At 54.1% G+C, this 18,609-nt stretch carries 19 protein-coding genes and 1 pseudogene; all 20 read left to right on the top strand.

Features of this window, described 5'->3' with window-relative positions:
* Positions 1–16: 16 nt before the first annotated feature.
* The 20 genes and pseudogenes from ACLD0W_RS11030 (at position 17) to ACLD0W_RS10935 (ending at position 18,452) form a co-directional block, all read left to right on the top strand.
* A complete protein-coding gene (locus ACLD0W_RS11030; RefSeq protein ID WP_410307542.1) occupies positions 17–952 on the top strand; it encodes a WxcM-like domain-containing protein in 936 nt (311 codons plus the stop codon).
* Positions 952–2,055, top strand: a complete 1,104-nt coding sequence (locus tag ACLD0W_RS11025) for a DegT/DnrJ/EryC1/StrS family aminotransferase (RefSeq protein WP_410307541.1) — start codon at positions 952–954, stop codon at positions 2,053–2,055. Before ACLD0W_RS11030 ends, ACLD0W_RS11025 begins: the two co-directional genes overlap by 1 nt.
* Positions 2,037–2,618, top strand: a complete 582-nt coding sequence (locus ACLD0W_RS11020; RefSeq protein ID WP_410307540.1) for an acyltransferase — start codon at positions 2,037–2,039, stop codon at positions 2,616–2,618. Before ACLD0W_RS11025 ends, ACLD0W_RS11020 begins: the two co-directional genes overlap by 19 nt.
* Complete coding sequence (locus ACLD0W_RS11015; RefSeq protein ID WP_410307539.1) at positions 2,619–4,136, top strand: O-antigen translocase; 1,518 nt, start codon at positions 2,619–2,621, stop codon at positions 4,134–4,136.
* Complete coding sequence (locus ACLD0W_RS11010; protein ID WP_410307538.1) at positions 4,117–5,079, top strand: glycosyltransferase; 963 nt, start codon at positions 4,117–4,119, stop codon at positions 5,077–5,079. The genes ACLD0W_RS11015 and ACLD0W_RS11010 overlap by 20 nt, the downstream gene beginning before the upstream one ends.
* Entirely contained in the window at positions 5,076–6,290 is a 1,215-nt protein-coding gene (locus ACLD0W_RS11005; RefSeq protein WP_410307537.1) for a polysaccharide pyruvyl transferase family protein, read from the top strand. The genes ACLD0W_RS11010 and ACLD0W_RS11005 overlap by 4 nt, the downstream gene beginning before the upstream one ends.
* The gene (locus ACLD0W_RS11000) at positions 6,287–7,381 is read left to right on the top strand and encodes a glycosyltransferase (protein WP_410307536.1); all 1,095 of its coding nucleotides are present in this window, start codon (positions 6,287–6,289) and stop codon (positions 7,379–7,381) included. Before ACLD0W_RS11005 ends, ACLD0W_RS11000 begins: the two co-directional genes overlap by 4 nt.
* Positions 7,382–7,470: 89 nt before the next feature.
* Positions 7,471–8,712 (top strand): glycosyltransferase, encoded by a 1,242-nt coding sequence (locus tag ACLD0W_RS10995; RefSeq protein WP_410307535.1) that lies wholly within the window; start codon positions 7,471–7,473, stop codon positions 8,710–8,712.
* A gap of 197 nt (positions 8,713–8,909) precedes the next feature.
* A complete protein-coding gene (locus tag ACLD0W_RS10990) occupies positions 8,910–9,785 on the top strand; it encodes a glycosyltransferase family 4 protein (RefSeq protein ID WP_410307534.1) in 876 nt (291 codons plus the stop codon).
* An 18-nt stretch (positions 9,786–9,803) separates the two neighbouring features.
* Positions 9,804–10,895 carry a glycosyltransferase family 4 protein gene (locus tag ACLD0W_RS10985; protein WP_410307533.1) on the top strand — a complete coding sequence of 364 codons (1,092 nt, stop codon included), beginning with the start codon at positions 9,804–9,806 and terminating at the stop codon, positions 10,893–10,895.
* Between the two features lie 58 nt (positions 10,896–10,953).
* Positions 10,954–12,000: an EpsG family protein gene (locus tag ACLD0W_RS10980; protein ID WP_410307532.1), complete on the top strand. Its 1,047-nt coding sequence runs from the start codon at positions 10,954–10,956 to the stop codon at positions 11,998–12,000.
* A gap of 18 nt (positions 12,001–12,018) precedes the next feature.
* The gene (locus tag ACLD0W_RS10975; RefSeq protein ID WP_410307531.1) at positions 12,019–12,285 is read left to right on the top strand and encodes a glycosyltransferase; all 267 of its coding nucleotides are present in this window, start codon (positions 12,019–12,021) and stop codon (positions 12,283–12,285) included.
* Between the two features lie 488 nt (positions 12,286–12,773).
* Positions 12,774–13,352: a DNA-binding protein gene (locus tag ACLD0W_RS10970; RefSeq protein ID WP_410307530.1), complete on the top strand. Its 579-nt coding sequence runs from the start codon at positions 12,774–12,776 to the stop codon at positions 13,350–13,352.
* A 133-nt stretch (positions 13,353–13,485) separates the two neighbouring features.
* Positions 13,486–13,803 (top strand): annotated as a pseudogene (locus ACLD0W_RS10965) (Rpn family recombination-promoting nuclease/putative transposase); the annotation flags it as partial.
* A gap of 74 nt (positions 13,804–13,877) precedes the next feature.
* Positions 13,878–14,177, top strand: coding sequence for a DUF4351 domain-containing protein (locus ACLD0W_RS10960; RefSeq protein ID WP_410307529.1), 300 nt, complete (start codon positions 13,878–13,880; stop codon positions 14,175–14,177).
* A 45-nt stretch (positions 14,178–14,222) separates the two neighbouring features.
* Entirely contained in the window at positions 14,223–14,702 is a 480-nt protein-coding gene (locus ACLD0W_RS10955) for a hypothetical protein (protein ID WP_410307528.1), read from the top strand.
* Positions 14,699–16,081: an MBL fold metallo-hydrolase gene (locus ACLD0W_RS10950; protein ID WP_410307527.1), complete on the top strand. Its 1,383-nt coding sequence runs from the start codon at positions 14,699–14,701 to the stop codon at positions 16,079–16,081. Before ACLD0W_RS10955 ends, ACLD0W_RS10950 begins: the two co-directional genes overlap by 4 nt.
* A 95-nt stretch (positions 16,082–16,176) precedes the next feature.
* Positions 16,177–16,407: a hypothetical protein gene (locus ACLD0W_RS10945; RefSeq protein WP_410307526.1), complete on the top strand. Its 231-nt coding sequence runs from the start codon at positions 16,177–16,179 to the stop codon at positions 16,405–16,407.
* Positions 16,400–17,125 (top strand): nucleotidyl transferase AbiEii/AbiGii toxin family protein, encoded by a 726-nt coding sequence (locus ACLD0W_RS10940; protein WP_410307525.1) that lies wholly within the window; start codon positions 16,400–16,402, stop codon positions 17,123–17,125. The genes ACLD0W_RS10945 and ACLD0W_RS10940 overlap by 8 nt, the downstream gene beginning before the upstream one ends.
* Before the next feature lie 106 nt (positions 17,126–17,231).
* The gene (locus ACLD0W_RS10935) at positions 17,232–18,452 is read left to right on the top strand and encodes an O-antigen ligase family protein (protein WP_410307524.1); all 1,221 of its coding nucleotides are present in this window, start codon (positions 17,232–17,234) and stop codon (positions 18,450–18,452) included.
* Positions 18,453–18,609: the final 157 nt, after the last annotated feature.

Genomic DNA, 18,609 nt, shown 5'->3' with positions numbered 1-18,609 from the left:
GAAAGAGATTTAAAAAATGAATTTTTATATTCACCCCCTCGCAGATGTTAAGTCAAAAAGCATTGGAGAAAATAGCCGAATTTGGCAGTACGTTGTCATTTTTCCGGAGGCTAAAATCGGCTCTGATGCCAATATTTGCTCGCATTGCCTTATTGAAAACGATGTGGTCATTGGTGATCGGGTGACTGTAAAGAGCGGTGTGCAGCTTTGGGATGGGCTGCGTATTTCTAATGATGTCTTTATTGGACCTAACGCTACATTTACGAATGATCGTATGCCGCGTAGCAAAAAATTTCCTGATGAGTTCCTGGAAACAGTGCTAGAGGCCGGAGTTTCTATTGGTGCAGGTGCCGTGATTTTGCCGGGGATACGGATTGGCACCAATGCTATGGTTGCTGCTGGAGCTGTCGTTACGCGCTCCGTCCCTCCTAACGCTATTGTAGTCGGGAACCCGGCTCGGATCATGGGCTATATAGATGCCAGCGATAACGGTGCAATCCGCACCAATAACGTAGAAAAAAGCATAGAACCTGGAATTCATAAAACGCAAGTGCCAGGGGTTAGCCTGCATAAAATGGAGCGCGTCACAGATATGCGCGGAAGTTTAACGGTCGGTGAATTCGAAAAGACGATCCCGTTTAGCGTGAAGCGTTATTTTATGGTTTTTGATGTCCCCAGCGCCGAAACGCGAGGGGAGCATGCGCATAGAGAATGTCATCAGTTCCTTATTTGTGCTCGAGGGAGTTGCTCTGTTGTGGCTGATGATGGCAAGAACCGCCAGGAATTTTTACTTGACCGTCCAGATGTCGGCATTCATTTGCCACCAATGATTTGGGGTACACAATATAGATACTCTTCCGACGCTTTATTGCTTGTCTTTGCTTCGGACTATTATAGTAACGAAGATTATATTCGAAATTACGAAGACTTCAAAAAACTATCTGGTGCCTGATGATTCCTTTTCTCGACGTTCATGCCGCTTATTTTGAGCTAAAAGACGATATCGACAAAGCTATATCTCGGGTATTAGAGAGCGGTTGGTATGTTCTCGGACCAGAGGTTGAAGCGTTTGAGGCCGAATGGGCAGAGTATTGCGGGGCTCAAAACGCAGTCGGGGTGGCCAATGGGCTAGACGCGCTGACGCTGGCTTTAAGAGCGCTCGACATCGGAGCTGGGGATGAAGTCATCGTGCCGTCGAATACCTATATTGCCACTTGGCTGGCGGTATCCAGCGTTGGCGCCACCCCGGTGCCGGTCGAGCCTGATGCGTTTACATATAATGTCGATCCAGAACGGATTGCGGAGGCGATCACCCCCAAGACTCGGGCTCTCTTGCCAGTCCATCTTTATGGGCAACCTGCTGATTTGGACCCGATCATGGCTCTCGCCAGGGCACATGGCCTTCGCGTAATCGAGGATGCGGCCCAGGCCCATGGAGCTCGCTATAAAGGGCGCCGTATCGGCGCGCATGGCGATATTGTTTGTTGGAGTTTTTACCCTGGTAAGAACCTTGGTGCGCTTGGTGATGGCGGGGCTGTCACTACGGATGATGCCCAACTTGCAGAGCGTATATGCGGTCTGCGCAACTACGGATCACGTAAGAAGTATGTGAACGAAGAGTTGGGAGTCAACTCACGTTTGGATCCCATACAGGCAGCAGTGCTCCGCGTTAAATTGAAGACCCTTGATGTGTGGACGGAGCGGCGTCAAGCAGTTGCTAAAATTTATACTGACGGGCTTGTGGATACTGGATTGATTCGTCCCCAGGTGCCGAATTGGGCCGACCCGGTTTGGCACCTCTATGTCATCCGTAGTCCAGGGCGTGATGCCTTACAACAGAGTTTGGCTGACGAAGGAATAGGTACATTGATACATTATCCTATTCCGCCGCATATGCAGGCCGCCTATGCCGGTCAAAATTTAACGCCTGGTGCTCTGCCTATTGCCCGTGACTTGGCATCGGAGGTGCTAAGTTTGCCAATGAGTCCTCATTTATCGCATGCCGATGCAGGGCGCGTGGTGAGCGGAGTTAGAAAATGTTTATTAGAATTTTAAGTGCTTTTTTTAGGCGAATGTACAGGTGGGCTAGGGTTTGGAAGTTTAATATTCTATCCACTAACAAATACTTCGGCGATGCGCCACAAAAAAAACAACCTACCTTTTTGTCGGGGCAGGGAAAAATTTTTTTCGGCAAAGGAGTGAAGATTGGAGTTACCACTTCACCTAAATTTTGGTCTTCGGAATGCTATATAGAGGCACGCTCAAAAGAGTCGGAGGTGAATGTAGGCGAAAATACCTGGATCAATAATGGCTTTTCAGCAATTTCGCATAAAGACTCGATAAAAATAGGTGGGTGGTGCTTGATTGGCCATGATGTATTCATCGTCGATAGTGATTTTCACTGTGTTGACCCGGCCTCGCGTCACTCGGGTGGGGCGGTAGACTCCGGCGCAGTATACATTGGCGATAACGTCTTTATAGGATCAAAAGTGACCATTCTCAAGAAATCAATGATAGGTGATGGATCTGTAGTCGCAGCAGGCAGTGTGGTCTCCGGAAAATTCCCGCCTAACAGCTTGATCGCAGGGAATCCCGCTAAGCTAGTACGGACAGTATAAATGACGCAGGCTCGTGGGCTCATCCGCTCTATGATGGTGATTGGTAGCGCGCAGGCGGCAAACATATTTCTATCTATATTGCGCATGAAAGTGCTGGCTGTGTTATTGGGGCCAACCGGCGTAGGCTTACTGAGTGTCTACAATAATCTGAATACAATGGTAAGTGATGTCGCTGGGCTAGGGATGAAGTCCAGCGGGGTTAGACAAATTGCCAGCGCCCGTGGTGAAGAAACAGAACTAAGTCGCACTAGGCGCGTGCTAGTGGTGGCTCATCTGGCACAGGGCCTGCTAGCTATGTTGGGGGTATGGCTCTTACGAGAGAAAATATCCACTTGGCTGTTCGGCGACTCGACGTATGCCACACAAATAGCGCTCATCGGTATCGCGATATTGCTGACGTTAATGGCGAATGCACATATTGCCTTGCTTCAAGGTTTGCGTCGAATTGGTGACCTCGGACGTGTGACCGTTTTGAGTGCGCTTTCTGCAACGATAATAGGGTTGCTGGCCGTTTGGCTTTTGGGCGAGGGAGGGCTGATCTGGCTCGTCCTTGTGCAGCCAATAGCAGCTTTAGTTACTGCACTAATTTATGTACGGTGCTTGCCGAAGCCGACGATGCGTCATTTAGGCATGGCAGAGATATGGCATATTTGGAAGCCCATGGCCAGACTTGGACTGGCGTTTATGCTGGGTGGACTAGCAACAGCAGGCACATTGCTTTTGGTCCGCGGGCTGATTACTCAGGAAATGGGGCTGGAAGCGGCTGGGCATTTCGCCGCTTCCTGGGGGATCACCATGACCTACGTAGGGTTTCTTTTGGGGGCGATGGGGGCGGATTTTTACCCACGGCTAACCGAGGTAATCAAAAACCCTACGAAAACAGCTAAATTAGTAAATGACCAAACTCAGTTAGGCTTGGCTATCGGTGGGCCCGTTCTATTGTTGCTGATAGGTTTGGCTCCCTGGGTTATTAATCTGCTGTACTCCTCGGACTTTGCTCCAGCAGCGGAGCTCCTGCAATGGCAAACGGTTGGAAATATTTTCAAAATCGCAAGTTGGCCCATGGGATTTTGTTTGGCGGCCGCAGCTAGAGGTAATATATTTCTGCTCGTTCAGATAAATTTTAATTTTCTATTTTTGGGTATGTTGTTTCCTACACTTTCTCACTATGGAATAATCGCTGCTGGCCCCGCATTTATGATTGCCTATATTTTGCATTTTGCTTTATTAAACATCTTAGTGTATCGCGCTCACTCCTTTCGGTGGGAAATCCTGTCACTTGTCCTGCTTGGCTTGCACGTTATTCTCGCTTCAGGACTGCTTCTCCTCGCCTTGCTGGCGCCGCCCTTTGCTGCTGGTATCGCGTCGCCGTTCTTGGCACTAATCACAGGGGTATTTGGTCTGCGTGTTGTTCTAACCAAGATTGGACTAGAGGGGCGAGTTGCTACCAAGCTGGGGCGAGTGTATGCAATCGTCGGATGGCCTATCGCAGAGCCTAATGAGCGATATGATGACTGATAGTCCTGTTGTCACCTTTGCGTTATTCGCTTATAACCAGGAACGTTTTATTCGTGAAGCTGTGGAGGGGGCTTTCTCGCAGACACATGAGCGATTGGAGATTATTTTGTCGGATGATTGTTCGACTGATAGAACTTTCGAAATTATGACGGCAATGGTCTCAAATTATCAAGGTGGCCATCATGTGACTCTGCGACGTAATAAAAAAAATATTGGATTGGCTTCTCACGTAAACTTAGTTCTAGAGCATTCTCGTGGAGATATTGTGCTAATGGCTGCAGGAGACGACGTATCGTTGCCTAGCCGGGCTGCCATATCCGTTGAGATATTTAGGAAAAACCCGAAGGCGATGGCCGTAATGTTGTCTGCAGATGTCATAGACGACAATGGAGATATTGTAGGGCGGCGTTTGGCATGTGGAAAGAAAAAAAGAGAAGTTACTCAAAATATTGACCATCTCCTAAGTTGGCGACATGCAACGTTTGGCGCGACGAGAGCAATCCGTAAATCTGTATTTGAGGAGTTTGGCCCCTTAAAGGCGGACTGTCCGACAGAGGATACTCCCTTTTTAATGCGCTCTCTTATCTGTGGCGATAATATTCTGTCGCCTCAAAAGGGCGTCTTATATAGAAGACATAATGCTAATCTAAGTGGTGTCCGCTCGCTGCTTGAAATGAATGTTGATGCTATATATAAGCAGTATGACCATGACGTTAGACGAGCTAGGAAAAATGGACTTTTGACTGGTAGGAGTATGGACTCACTGCTTAGCTGGATGCCAAGAGATCGCAGGGTGAGAGAGATTAGACTCAAGATTCTAAGTAAGACATCTGTAAGTTTCGCGGACATTTTATTCTGCTCGACGCACCCTGCATTTTCTTTCAAGGATAAATTAAACATTCTGGTGTCTTTTTTTTGCCGATTCGGAGCGGGGAAATCATGAAGCCGATTGCGCTGATTGTCTCGGAGCATGAATCGAGTAATCTTGGCGATCAAGCCATAGCAAGATCCCTTGAATCATTATTGTCCCGACGTTTTGATGTTAGGTTTTTATCTTTTGGTGGGCGATGTCGGTCTTCGTCTCAGGTCGCATTAAGTTTTTACAAGCGGAAGCTATCGTTTTTTCGTTGGCTGGCAAAAATATTTTCACCCAAAATCAAGGCGCGCATTCGTTGGTATATTTTGGGCGGTAGGCGCGGCTTTAGGAACTATTGCATGTCCCCGATCAGGGAGAGTTCTATTGTGATAGTAGGTGGTGGCCAACTTGTAAAGAATAACGTGGCTCTGTTTTGTGATCGGTTGTCGGTTATTGATGGCGTCGCTAGGGATTTCAATGTTTCTGTCGCTCTCGTAGGTGTTGGAGTTGATCAGAAAATGAATGTGTTGACTTGGGGGTTGGCTAGGGGGCTGATAAAGAATAGCGAGTTTATAATGGCTCGGGATGATATCTCTCGACGGCGCATTCTGAGAAACTCAGATTATTCAGGAAGATGTTTAACACTTCCGGATGCCGCTTTTGCTCTGGATAATCCGGGCTTCTCGGCAAGTAAACAGAGAAGCAGGTTGTCTGCTGGAATTAACATTATGAGTGGCAGCGCCTTGCTTTATGGGAAGAGTGCTGATGCATGTTTTAGTCAGTTAAATATAAGTAGGCGCTACTGTCAGATAGTGAAGGACATGTATGAAGAAGGTATTTCCTGCGTGATATTCACTTCTGGATCTCCGGAAGATTTGGTGGAAGCGGAGAATGTAAAGAAAATCATTTTTAATGAGGCAGGGTTCGATGTGCCTGTCTTTCACCCGCAGAGCTTGGACGAGCTCTTGGCTTTTCTTTCTACAGTTTATCATGTGGTTGCGGCAAGAATGCACGTTGGCATACTATCTTACATCTCAGGGTGTAATCCAGTCTGCATAAATTGGGATGATAAAGTTTACGGTGTGTGGTCTGCGGTTGGGCAAGAAAATCGAGTAGTCGAATTAGACTATTTTTTAAAAAATGAAAGTAAAGACAATTTTATAAAAAAAATCCATTCTTTAAAGGCTCCGAGTTTTCAAGATGTGTGCGATCTTCGAACAAAGGTGAGGTTGGAAATTATAAAAGAATTTGATCGTGCTCTTGCGAAAGCAAATAATTCTAGCGTAGCAATCAGATGAGTCGGCTTTTTTCATTCCTTTTGCCTGATCTCCGTGGTGGCGGAGCTGAACGTGTGAATTTGCTGTTAATGCATGAACTTCTTGAAAGAGGCTATAGTGTAGATTTAGTCTTATTAAAAAAAGACGGTGCGCTTTTGAAGCAAATTAGTTCGCACGTGAGAATTATTGATCTACAAGCTGGCCGTGTTAGAAATGCGTTTAGGCCGCTGATGCGCTATTTGCAACGACAAGACCCTAGCGCACTGTTGGTTTCCATGTGGCCTCTAACGACCATTGCTGTGTTGTCTGCGAAAGCTGCCCGGTTTCATGGGCGGGTGGTGTTAGTGGAGCATTCAGCGCTTTCCCGTTCACCGCAGAATAAAGGGCTGTCGGGTTTTGCTCTCCGTGCAAGTATGCGCTGGGTGAATCCATTAGCAAATAGCGTGTTAGGTGTATCGAGCGGAGTGCTGGATGATCTCCATGGTCTCGGGCTGCCAAAGGATAAAGGTGGAGTCATCTATAACCCAGTTGCAATTAGCAGCGAGAGCAGGTTGCCAAGTGCCTGGCTCGAGCATCCGTGGGTGAGATGTCCTAAGCAGTTCCGCCTGCTGGCGGTTGGCGCGCTTAAGCCGGCGAAGGATTACCCGACAATGCTGTCCGCTATAAAGAGGTTGGTTGACTCTGGCTTGCATTTGTCCTTGTTAATATTAGGTACTGGTCCATTGCAGGGAGAGCTAGAAGAACTGTGTCGGTCTTTCGGTCTAGAGAAACACGTGCACTTCGGAGGGTTCATGCCGGATCCGGGACCGTTCTACCGTGCCGCCGGATTGTTCGTACTTTCTTCTGCATGGGAGGGTTTTGGAAATGTTATCGTCGAGGCCTTGGCAGCCGGCACGCCGGTGGTGTCGACGGATTGTCGGTCCGGGCCTGCGGAGATTTTGGATAAAGGCCGCTATGGACGCCTAGTTCCCGTGGCGGACGGTCGTGCGCTGGCAATGGCAATAGGTGACACCTTATCTGCAAATCATGATGTAGAGGCATTACAGTCCCGGGCGAACGATTTCAGCACCAAGAAGATTGGCCAAGCGTACCTGCAAGTATTAGTTGAATGACAGGTGTTGTGAATTTTTGTCAAGCAGAGTGGATCTTCTGAGCGACGCATTCTTATGAGAAAGCTCACGGCGATCCGTGGAAAAAAGATATGAAAGGCAGAATTCTTTATCTCTCTTATACCGGCATGCTTGAGCCGCTTGGGCGCTCCCAAGTGCTGAGCTATCTGGCGCGGCTCTCGAACGAGTATACGTTTACGTTAGTAAGCTTCGAGAAGCCAGTGGACCTCGCGGATGCAAACGCGGTAACAAGCCTGCATTCTGAATGCAACCGACAGGGTATTGACTGGCGTCCCCAAGTCTATCACTACCGGCCGCGGTTGTTGGCGACGGCATGGGACTTACTCGTGCTGCTCTGGCATACCTTTCGGCACTCATTCAAGCAAGAGGTTCGGCTGCTCCATTGCCGTAGTTACATTCCGGCTATCGCGGCTTGGATGTGCGGCAAATTGACACGGAAGCCTTTTATTTTCGATATGCGAGCATTGTGGCCCGAGGAAATGGTAACGGCGGGGCGCCTACGGAGAGGAGCGTTGACATATCGTATTCTAATGTGGGTTGAGCGCCGCTTACTGCGGCGAGCCGCGCGGGTAGTAAGCTTGACTCAGGCGGGCGTCGATCACCTGCTGATGGCTTACCCCGAACTATCACCGGCTAAGTTTGAGGTGATTACCACTTGTGTGGATGTTGAACGCTTCCATGCACCAGCCAGCCGATCGGCAGATTTGAAAGCCGGCGATCGTAGTCCTTTCGTGGTCGGAACCATGGGTACTTTACTTAGCGGATGGTTCTACCTTGATGCGTTCTTTGCTTTCTTCATGGCGGTGAAAAGGCTCAGGCCTGATGCCGTAGCCAGAATCGTTACACGTGACGATCATGGAGAGATTTTTCGGATGGCTGTAAAGGCCGGGGTTGACAGCACTGACGTCGAGGTCCGCTCTGCGTTACCTACAGAGATGCCAGAGCTGTTAGCTGACATGGACGTCGGAGCCATGTTCTATGCCCCCGATATCGGTCGGGCACCGACGCGGCTAGGTGAATTTCTGGCTTCGGGCGTGCCGGTGGTAGGCAATACTGGGATTGGGGATCTGGGTCGCCTGATCGACGGCTACGGCGTGGGGGTGGTGGTGGACGACGCGCAGAACTCAGCGGCGCTTGCCGAGGCGGCTCAGGATTTGCTTGGACGTTACGACGGCATACTGGCATCCGGTGCCTGCCGACACGCGGCCGAAGATTACTTTTCGGCCGACAAGGGCGCAGAGAAATATCGACGAGTCTATCAGGCCCTTATTTTAGAGCGCGGTTCTAGCGGTAGGGCGGAGAAGGCGCCTTGAAGCTCACAATACTTTCTAAATACTCCCGCCTCGGTGCTAGTAGCCGCCTCCGATCTCTGCAGTACGTTCCGGCAATAGAAAATTCCGGAATCGGCGTTCAGCATAAATGTTTGTTCGACGATGAATATTTGACAGAGTTGTATTCCGGTGCTGGACGTAACCCTTCCTCTCTAATCCGCTGTTATAAGAGAAGGCTGGTGGATCTGCGGTCGCTTGGTAATACTGATTTGATATGGATGGAAAAGGAAGCGCTACCTTACGTCCCTTATTTTATTGAGCGGGCGATGATGCCTGCGTCAGTGCCTTGCATCGTTGATTACGATGATGCAATATTTCATAACTACGATCTTTCCAAAAAATGGCTGATTCGGCGCCTCCTCTCAAAAAAAATTGATCAGGTGATGGGAAAAGCCGCTGTTGTCGTATGCGGAAACTCTTATTTGGCTGAACGGGCGCTAGGGGCAGGTGCGAAGAAAGTTGAGATTGTGCCTACTGTGGTCGATCTGAAGCGATATTCCGCCAATCACCTCAAGCCGAAAGGCGACGAGATCATCATCGGGTGGATAGGATCCCCATCCACACAGCATTATTTGTTGCAGTACCGCGATGCTTTGTCTGCTGTCTGTGCTCAAGCAAAAGCTCGACTGATGCTTATTGGGGCACATCCGGATTTCGCTAAGGAACTGGGCTCTATACCTGTGACAATTGTACCCTGGTCCGAAGAAACCGAAGTACAGGCCATCTCAGGTTTCGACATTGGTATCATGCCTCTCCCTGATGAGCCCTGGGAGCGTGGTAAGTGCGGCTATAAGTTGATTCAGTATATGGCCTGTGGAAAAGCCGTGGTCGCCTCGCCGGTAGGCGTCAATACCGAGATTGTGGAGCGCAGCCAATCCGGCTTTCTTGCGCGGAATATCGAAGAGTGGCGAGCCGCACTTTATACCTTGGTTTCTGACAATGAGCTTAGGATTGAGATGGGTATGCGGGGGCACGATTCGGTTGAGTGTCATTACTCGCTGGATGTGCAATCAAAAAAGATTGTCGAGATTCTCAGACAGTTTGCTGATAGATAGTGATCGAGCAAAGTCGATATGAAGTGTTTTTTTATTGCAAATAGTGAGTGGTATCTCAGCAATTTTCGCGCCTCCACCCTCCATGAGTTCTCTCGTATCGGCGAAGTGGTATGCCTTTTCCCCCGAGGAAGTGGAGACGGGTCATTGGATGCCATGCCAGTTGTTAAGTCGCCATTTCGTTTGAACCCGGTGAGCCTGAATCCAGTGATTGAAATGTTCGGGCTTTTAAGCTTCCTGTGGGTCGCTGTCCGAGACCGTCCAGATCTTTTTTTTTCATTCAACCCAAAGACTAATCTTTATTCTTTAATTGTTGCCTGGCTGTTGAGAATTCCGTGCATTCCTAATGTATCGGGTGTGGGGGTGGCTTCCCAGCTAACGGGCTGGAAAGGCACGGTATATAGGGGGGTGGCGTCTTTTTTCTACAGAAGGGCAGCGCATGTTTTATTTCAAAACCCCGACGACTTGGCATCTTTTATCAAAGATGGCTGGGTTAGCCCTGACCGGGCATCTTTGATACCCGGGTCCGGCGTTAATTTGGATCTATTTTTCCCCAAGCCAAGCGAAGGTCGAAAGTTTACTTTTTTGCTTGCCGCGAGACTCATAAAGAACAAGGGTATTGTGGAGTATTTGACCGCAGCCAGGAGCATTGCCGACAGCATGCCCGGGTGTGAGTTTCTCTTGGCGGGTGTGCCCGACCGTTCAGATAGGGCAATAGATCCTCGTTTAATGGATAAGCTTTGCGACCACCCCAACATCCATTTTCTAGGGCACGTTAGGGATATGCCAGGCCTTCTCGCCGAAGTTGATTGCGTGGTTTTGCCTTCTTACTATCCGGAAGGTATCCCGAAGAGTTTGATTGAAGCCGCGTCTTCGGGAAAGGTGATTATTACCACAGATACCCCGGGTTGTCGTGAGGTGATTGATGGTAATGGCTTGCTTATTGAGCCGGGCTCTGTTGCCTCTCTGGCGCAAGCTATGCAGTCAATACTAGAAAAGAAAGAAAACGAACTTTCAGCCATGAGATTGGCATCCAGATCATTAGCGGAAAGCCGTTTTGATGAAAAAATCGTGATAGGCCGATATGTTGACCTCGCCAAATCGCATTGCTGAAAGAGCTGGAAGAAAAGGCGCTCATCGAAATAAACGGATCAGGCTTTAGAGACACTGTATGGCTGTGTACTGGGTATTGTTTTTCTTGCCTCTTTTTGGGGTGCTTTTCTTTCGTGCTATGTCGAATGATGCTGATAAATTCATATGGGGCTTGGTGTTTTTTATTTTCACCTTGGTGGTTGGTCTTAGATATCAAATTGGCGCAGATTGGTTTTCGTATTCCTATCATTTCGAATTGGCAAGAGCGGACTCGTTATTTGAGGTGCTGTCCGACGGTGATCCTGGTTATTATTTTATAAATTGGATTTTTTCGCACTCCGGAGGCAATGTTTATCTTGTTAATTTGGTTTGTGCTGCGTTTTTGATTTTGGGAGTGGTTGTCTTTTCCCGAAATCAGGCGATGCCATGGCTGTGTTTTCTGGTCGCTGTCCCTTACGTCATCATCGTGGTCGGCATGGGTTATACCCGTCAGGCTGCCGCCCTTGGGTTTCTGCTGCTTGGTTTGGTTGCTTTAACTAAAAAACGCCCGCGCGCTTTTATCATTTGGGCTTTGATTGCCGCGACTTTTCACAAGTCAGCTGTGTTGATGTTGCCTGTGGCCGCGCTGGCTGCGACTGAGCGTCGAGTATGGTCAGTGATATGGGTCGGCGTTATAGCTTTGGCTGGGGCCTATTTCTTCGTGTTGGACCATATTGACAAGTTGTGGGATAACTATATCACCTCAGAAAATTACGATTCTCAGGGCGGCTTGATTCGAGTGCTGATGAATGTTGTTCCTGCGTTGCTATTCCTGGCGTTTCGTAGTCGGCTGCGATTATCTGAGGCGGATAGGAGGCTTTGGTCTTGGATGGCGCTTTTCGCGTTATTGTGTGTGCCGCTTGTTTTGATATCTTCAACTGCCACGGATCGCGTAGCACTTTATCTGATCCCGCTGCAACTGTTTCTTTTCTCCCGACTTCATCTTATTGCTCAAGAGCCAGTGCTTCGTTCCACGATAGTTCTGGGTGTCGTTCTCTATTACGGCGCTGTCCAACTGGTTTGGTTGCTCTTCGCTAGCCATACGAGTGCTTGGCTCCCTTATCAGATGGTTGGCTTTTCTTCATGATTTAACCAGCCGCGCACGGTGCTGGAGGCCGCGTCCATGGGGCGGCCCGCCATCGTCACCGACGTGCCCGGCTGCCGCCAGGCGGTGGTGAATGGCGAAACCGGCTGGCTGTGCGAGGTGAAGAGCGCCGAGTCCCTGGGCGCCTGTATGCAGGACTGCCTGGCGCTGCCCCGCGCGACCCTGGCGGCGGCGGGGCAGGCCGCCCGCCGGCGCATCGAGGCGGAGTTCGACGAGCGCCTGGTGGTGCGGGCGGCGTTGGATTGCCTCGAGGGCGCCCGCCCGTAACCCCCAAGCCTGCGTCCGCTTAGGCTTACATCCTTTTCCGTTTTGGCTTACAGATGCTGGTTCGCTTGCCGCTTATACTGGTTATAGGATCAGTGTTCCGGCTACAGGCTGCTGTTCGCGCACAACGAGATGGTGCGGGGGCTGGGACCTGATTCTCTAAGCCTCGATCTCATTGGGTTTGTTGTCACTTGACAACAAAAATAAGAAACGATAGGTTTTGGCGGGAGATCGATATGGCGCGTGGAAAGCATCCCAAGGCGGCCATCGAAAAGGCGCTTCAGTATGCTGAAGCCAGAGGGTGGACGGTGCGAAAGGCCGGCAAAAGTGCACACGCCTGGGGTGTTCTTGAGTGCCCGAACAACGACCCCCGAGTGCCGTTGTGGCAAGTTCTGCCGAAATGGGGTCTGGTCCACGCCCAGGAACGCGGAGGCCCATGCGCGAGCTATCATTAAATGGGTGGAAAAGTGTAAGTACACCGGAGGTGGGGAATGAGTACGTTTGAATTCCAGCTTCATTTTCAGCTTCCTGACGGCGAGGCCGACCCCGAACTCTGGCTGGACGCTCTGTTCGAGGCAGGCTGTGACGATGCCTTGGTTGGTCTCGCCTCCCACGGCTATCTGTCCCTCGACTTCAACCGGGAAGCGCCGACCGCCTGGGAAGCGTTGCAAACCGCCGTGCGAGACGTAAAAACGGCTATCCCAGAAGCGCGATTGGTCTCCGCGGGGCCGGATTTGCTTAATTTATCTGAGCTCGCCGAGCTGATGACGGACAGGCTGGCAAAAGTCACCCGGCAGGCGATGCGTAAGTATGCGAAAGGTGAGGTGAAAAGAACCGCCACGCGATTCCCATCGCCTCGGGTATCCGGAGGTACCCCCCTTTGGCACGCGGATGAGGTTCTCGCATGGATGATGGAAAACCGGAAAATTCAGGCGACATCAGAGCCTGCGCAATCGCTTATCACGCTGGCTTCCGCGATACGAATGCTGAACAGCACCAAGGAATACCACCAGAGCCGTGCCGCTGCCCCTGAGCTAATCCAAAAGGCGGAACAGCTCCTGGTTAGCTGATCACCACCGCCGGCTCTTGCCATGAGCTGGTGCTGCCGTCCGCTTAGGCTTACATCCTTTTCCGTTTTGGCTGACAGATGCTGGTTCGCTCGCTCTTTATACTGTTCATAAGATCAGTATTCGGAGATGAGGGATGGCACAGCATGACACCGGCTACAAGCTGCTGTTCGCGCACAAGGAGATGGTGCGGGATCTGCTGCTGGGGTTTATTCAGGAGCGTTGGGTTGCTGATCTGGATATGAGTTCGCTGGAGAAGGTCTCAGAGAGCTTTGTCTCCGATGATTTGCGCAGCCGTCATAACGACGTGATTTGGCGGGTGCGGTGGCGCGGTCGGTGGGTTTATCTGTATTTGATGCTGGAGTTTCAGTCGACCGTGGATTACTTCATGGCGGTGCGGCTGCTCAGCTATATTGGGCTCTTGTACCAGGACCTGATTCGACGTGGCGAAGTGGAACGAGGTGGCGCTCTGCCACTGGTTTTGCCGATTGTTTTATATAATGGGGCGGTTGAGAGGAGGCCGACACCATGCTCGAAGATCGCATTAAGGAATGGAAAGCACAGTACCGGCGGGAAGGCCTGCAAGAGGGCCGCGAGGCCGGTCTTCGGGCCGGCCGCCAGGAAGGCCGCCAGGAAGGCCGCCAGGAGGGCCGTCAGGAAGGCTCCACCATCGAGGCGCGCCTGATTCTCTCACGCCTGCTGGCCCGGCGTTTCGGCGCATTGCCGGCGGAGGTGCGGGAACGGCTGGATCAGGCGCCGCTGGAGCAACTGGAAAACTGGATCGATCGCTTCTACGACGCGGGCTCGCTGGAGCAGGTGTTTCACTAGCGATTCGATCCAAACTCTTTGTCCGGGGGGACAATGGAAAACCATATGGATCGGCTGGAGGGCGTGGCGTTCGAGCGTGTCACCTTCACCGCCGCCGCCTTTGCCGATTGGCTTCAACTCATCAAGCAGCAGCTGGACCTGATGGCCCTGGTGGGGCAGTGCCAGTTACACGCGGTGGGCTACGTGGCCGGGCGCACCTGCGGCTGTGGCGTGCACACGCCGCTGTCCGGGTACCCGCGGGCGTGTTGCCTGGGGCTGGTGCGTTCCCATCTGCTGTTGGCGGAGCTGGCGTTGTCCGCCGCCTGGCTGGACGGGCAGGCCGGGGCCTATCTCCTGGCCGGCTCGTCGGATCTGGAGCGGTCGTTCACCGAGTGGTCCCGGGAGCGGGTGGCCGCCGGCCTGATTACCCTCACCGGCTGGTGCGGCGCGCTGCATCATGCGGTGCTGGCCCTGGCCTGCGAAGAGCTCGACGCCGGCCGGGTCACCGCCCTGGATCTGACGCTGTTGGGGCGGATAGAGCGGTGACCATCCATCACCATGGCGCGGTGGACGGCGTCACCGGTGCTTGCCACGAACTGGTGCTGGGGCCGGACGCCAGCCTGTTGATTGACTGCGGGCTGTTCCAGGGCGAGGACGCGGCGCCCCGGGGCGGGCCGGATCAACTGGCCATCGGGTTCGACGTGCGCCGCGTCAAGGCGCTGGTGGTTACCCATGTGCACATCGACCATGTGGGCCGTATTCCCTGGTTGCTGGCCGCCGGCTTCGAGGGGCCGATTCTGTGCAGCGAGCCGTCCGCGCGGTTGCTGCCGCTGGTGCTGGAGGACGCCTTCAAGCTGAGCCTGAGCCGCCAGACCGAGGCGGTGGAGCGCTATCTCCAGGTGATCGAACAGCGTCTGGTGGCGTTGCCCTACGACCAGTGGCACGAGGTGCACGGCGGGGCGCGCATTCGCTTGCGGCGCGCCGGGCACATTCTCGGGTCCGCCTACGTGGAGTGCGATGTGGCGGGGCACCGGACGGTGTTCTCCGGCGATCTGGGCGCGCCCCACGCGCCTTTGCTGGACCCGCCGACGCCGCCGGAGGGCTGCGATACCCTGGTGATCGAGAGCACCTACGGCGACCGCCGACACGGAGGGCGGGCGCGCCGCCGGGAGCGGCTGGCGGCGGTGCTGCGGCGGGCGCTGCGCGACCAGGGCACGGTGCTGATTCCGGCTTTCAGCATGGGGCGCACCCAGGAGCTGCTCTACGAGCTGGAAGACATTATTGAAGAGGGCGGCGACGGCGAGGCGGTGGACGGGCTGCCCTGGCGCGAGCTGCCGGTGATTCTGGATTCGCCGCTGGCCACCCGCTTCACCCGGGTATATCGGGAGTTGGCCCGATTCTGGCCGGCGGAGGCGCGGGCGCGCCGGGCGGCGGGGCGTCGGCCGCTGGCCTTCGAGCAGCGGCTGACCGTGGACGACCACGCCGCCCACCAGCGCATGGTGCGCCACCTGGTGGAAAGCCGCCGCCCGGCCATCGTGATCGCGGCCAGTGGTATGTGCACCGGCGGGCGCATCGTCAACTACCTGAAGGCCATGCTCGGCGACCCGCGCCACAACGTGCTGTTCGTGGGCCACCAGGCCGCCGGCACCCCGGGGCGCGCCATTCAGACCCACGGGCCGAACGGCGGCTATGTGGACCTGGACGGCGAGCGCCTGACCATCCGCGCCGGCATCGAGACCCTGGGCGGCTACTCCGCCCACGCCGACCGGGACGGCCTGATTCACTTCGTCACCGGCCAGAGCCGCTGGCCCTCACGCATTCTGATCGTGCACGGCGATCCGGACGCCAAACAGGCCCTGGCCGACGCCCTGCGGCAACGCTACCGGGCGGCGGGCAGGGCGGTGTCGGTGGAATGCCCCTCGTAGCGCCTGCCGTGGCTTGAGATGAATTCAGGCATTAGACGCTTTATTCGGTTTCCGGTAGTATGAGATTGGTGCTCATTTCTTAATCAAAGGCTTAGATGGAAATGCAACAGCAAGGACATTTCAACATACCCGGACGACTCCCGTTCCTGGAGGCGGTATGTTGGGATTTGCGCGATGTGCATGACCTTACCCCGGACGAAATGCTCAACCGTTATGAACGCGGCTGGGAATACCGGGGAGCGCTGGCCGATCTGGAAGGTCAGGAGAGAGCTTTTGTGCATAAACTTGCCGTGGCCAAGGGGTCTTGGCTGCAAGTAGATGTTTGATCACGAACATCATTGCAAGATTCTGCGTGTTCTCGACGCTCTGGATCCCTCCATATTCGAAAAAACCGGATCTTATTTCGGCGGCGGCACCCTGATTGCCTTGCTCCACGATGAATATCGCTGGAGCAAGGATATCGACTTTCTATGTCCCGTGGGGCCCGGGTATCGCGACTTGCGTAAAGCGGCCGCTGAAGCCGGGCATTCTCCCACCTTCCTCTTTCAAAACGTGGATGACCTGGAGTTCCCGCGCGAACTTCGGGCGGACCAATATGGTATCCGCTTTCTGGTGATGGCTGATGGCACGCCCATAAAGTTCGAGGTTGTGGCCGAGGCCAGGATCGAGCTCGGTAAACCGGAAAAATACCCTTGGCTGAACACTCCCTGCCTGAATCGCGTGGACCGATACGCGGAAAAATTACTGGCGAATGCGGATCGATGGGCGGATTCGGCCATCGAATCCCGTGATTTAATTGATTTGGCGGTTCTGAGGTTGCATGAAGGGCTTTGCGAAGAGGCCATCTCGAAAGCCGAGGAGGCCTATCCCGTCGTGGAACCGCTCGCCAAGGCCTTGCAAAAGTTTCAATCCTCCCAGGCTTATCGAAGCAAATGCTTCGACGCACTGCGGATCCAGAACCGGTCCGTGATTATCGACGGCATTGACTTGCTTGCGACGGACCAGGGCATGGGACGAACCGAGCGTTCCCGCGACGAACTCTGATCTGCTTTTAATGCTTGCGGAGCGATATGGAACGGTGTCGTTGATCGACATTGCCCGACAGGTTGGACCTGCGGGTGTTTCGTCCTTGAGTGATAAGGCGTTCGGTTTGTCCGTTTTTTCTTCCGCCATTCTGTTTATTTTCCCCGTTGCGCTGATGCTCGAGCCCTGGTCGGCCGGGCTGGTGGCTCTGCTGGCCGGCGTTTGGTCGTTGGTGGCGCTGTGCCGCCGGGCTGAGGTGCCCGTTGCGGCGGCGTCCGGCGCCTGGCTGCTCGCTCTGCTGGTGTTCGGCGGCCATTGGCTGCTGGACGCCGGGCGCGGGGGTGGGGTGCCGATGGCGGCGCATACTCTGGCTTCTTTGCCGTATTGGCCGTTGCTGGCGGTGGGCCTGTTCCTGGCCTGGCGGCGGTTTCCGCCGGCGCCGGCGGCGCTGTGGTGGGGCGCGGCCCTGGCGGCGGCGGTGGCCGGGGCCCTGCTGTTGCATCAGTGGGGCGGGACCGTGCGGGTGCGCGTGCGCACCGACATGAACTCAATCCCGTTCGGCAATCTGTCTCTGTGCTTCGGGGTGCTGGCCCTGCTGGGCGGTCTGTTCCAGCGTCGCGATCCGCGCCAGGGCACGCTGTTGGTGGTGGCCGGCGTGCTGGGGCTGGTGGCGTCGCTGCTGTCCGGCACCCGCGGCGGCTGGATCACCGTGCCGGCGGTGGGGCTGATGCTGGTCGCCTGGCGGGGTGGGGCGCTGTGGCGCCGCTGGTCGTCGCTGCCGCTGGCCTGGCGGGCGGTCGGTGGGGCCGTGCTGTTGGCGCTGGCGGTGTTCGCGGTGGCCCGGGTGTGGCCCCGGGTGGAGGATCTGTTCAGCGATCTGCAGCGCTTCGCGGCGGACGGCAATACCCGCACCTCCGTGGGTCTGAGGCTGGATATGTGGGGCACCGCCTGGTCGCTGTTCCTGCAGAAACCGTGGCTGGGCTGGGGCGAGCAGGGCCTGGCCCTGGAGTTGCAGCGGCTGATTCTGGCGGGTCGGCTCAACGAGCAGGCGCAGTACTTCGGCTACCAACTGCACAGCGACGTGCTGGACACCCTGGCGCGCCGGGGGCTGCTGGGGCTGGGTACGCTGCTGTCGTTGTATCTGGTGCCGGCCTGGCTGTTCTTGCGGGGACGGCGCGAGGTGGGCGCCGTGGCCATGGCGGGGCTGCTGACGGTGGTGATGTTCGCCGGGTTCGGGCTGACCCAGAGCCAGTTCCGGGACCCGCACACCCTGGCGGGGTACCTGGTGCTGATGTCCGGGTTGCTGGCGATGTCGGGTCGGCTGGACCGGGGCCGGCGGCCCGGCTAGGGCATTTTACAATTCGACGTATTCTTTTACGAAAATCCACCTTTCACGGTGTTCGCGTGCGCGCGATTGTCATGTGAATGGACTAAACTGCGCCCTGCGTTGAGAGATTTGAGAGAATCCAGGGCCCGCCCTGGCAGCTTATCACGCTTTTTTCGTA

The sequence above is a fragment of the Alloalcanivorax sp. C16-1 genome (genome assembly GCF_046507805.1).
In the GTDB taxonomy this organism is placed as follows: Bacteria; Pseudomonadota; Gammaproteobacteria; order Pseudomonadales; family Alcanivoracaceae; genus Alloalcanivorax.
Note: the sequence above shows the minus strand (reverse complement) of the source record. Positions and strands in the feature narration are given on the sequence as shown.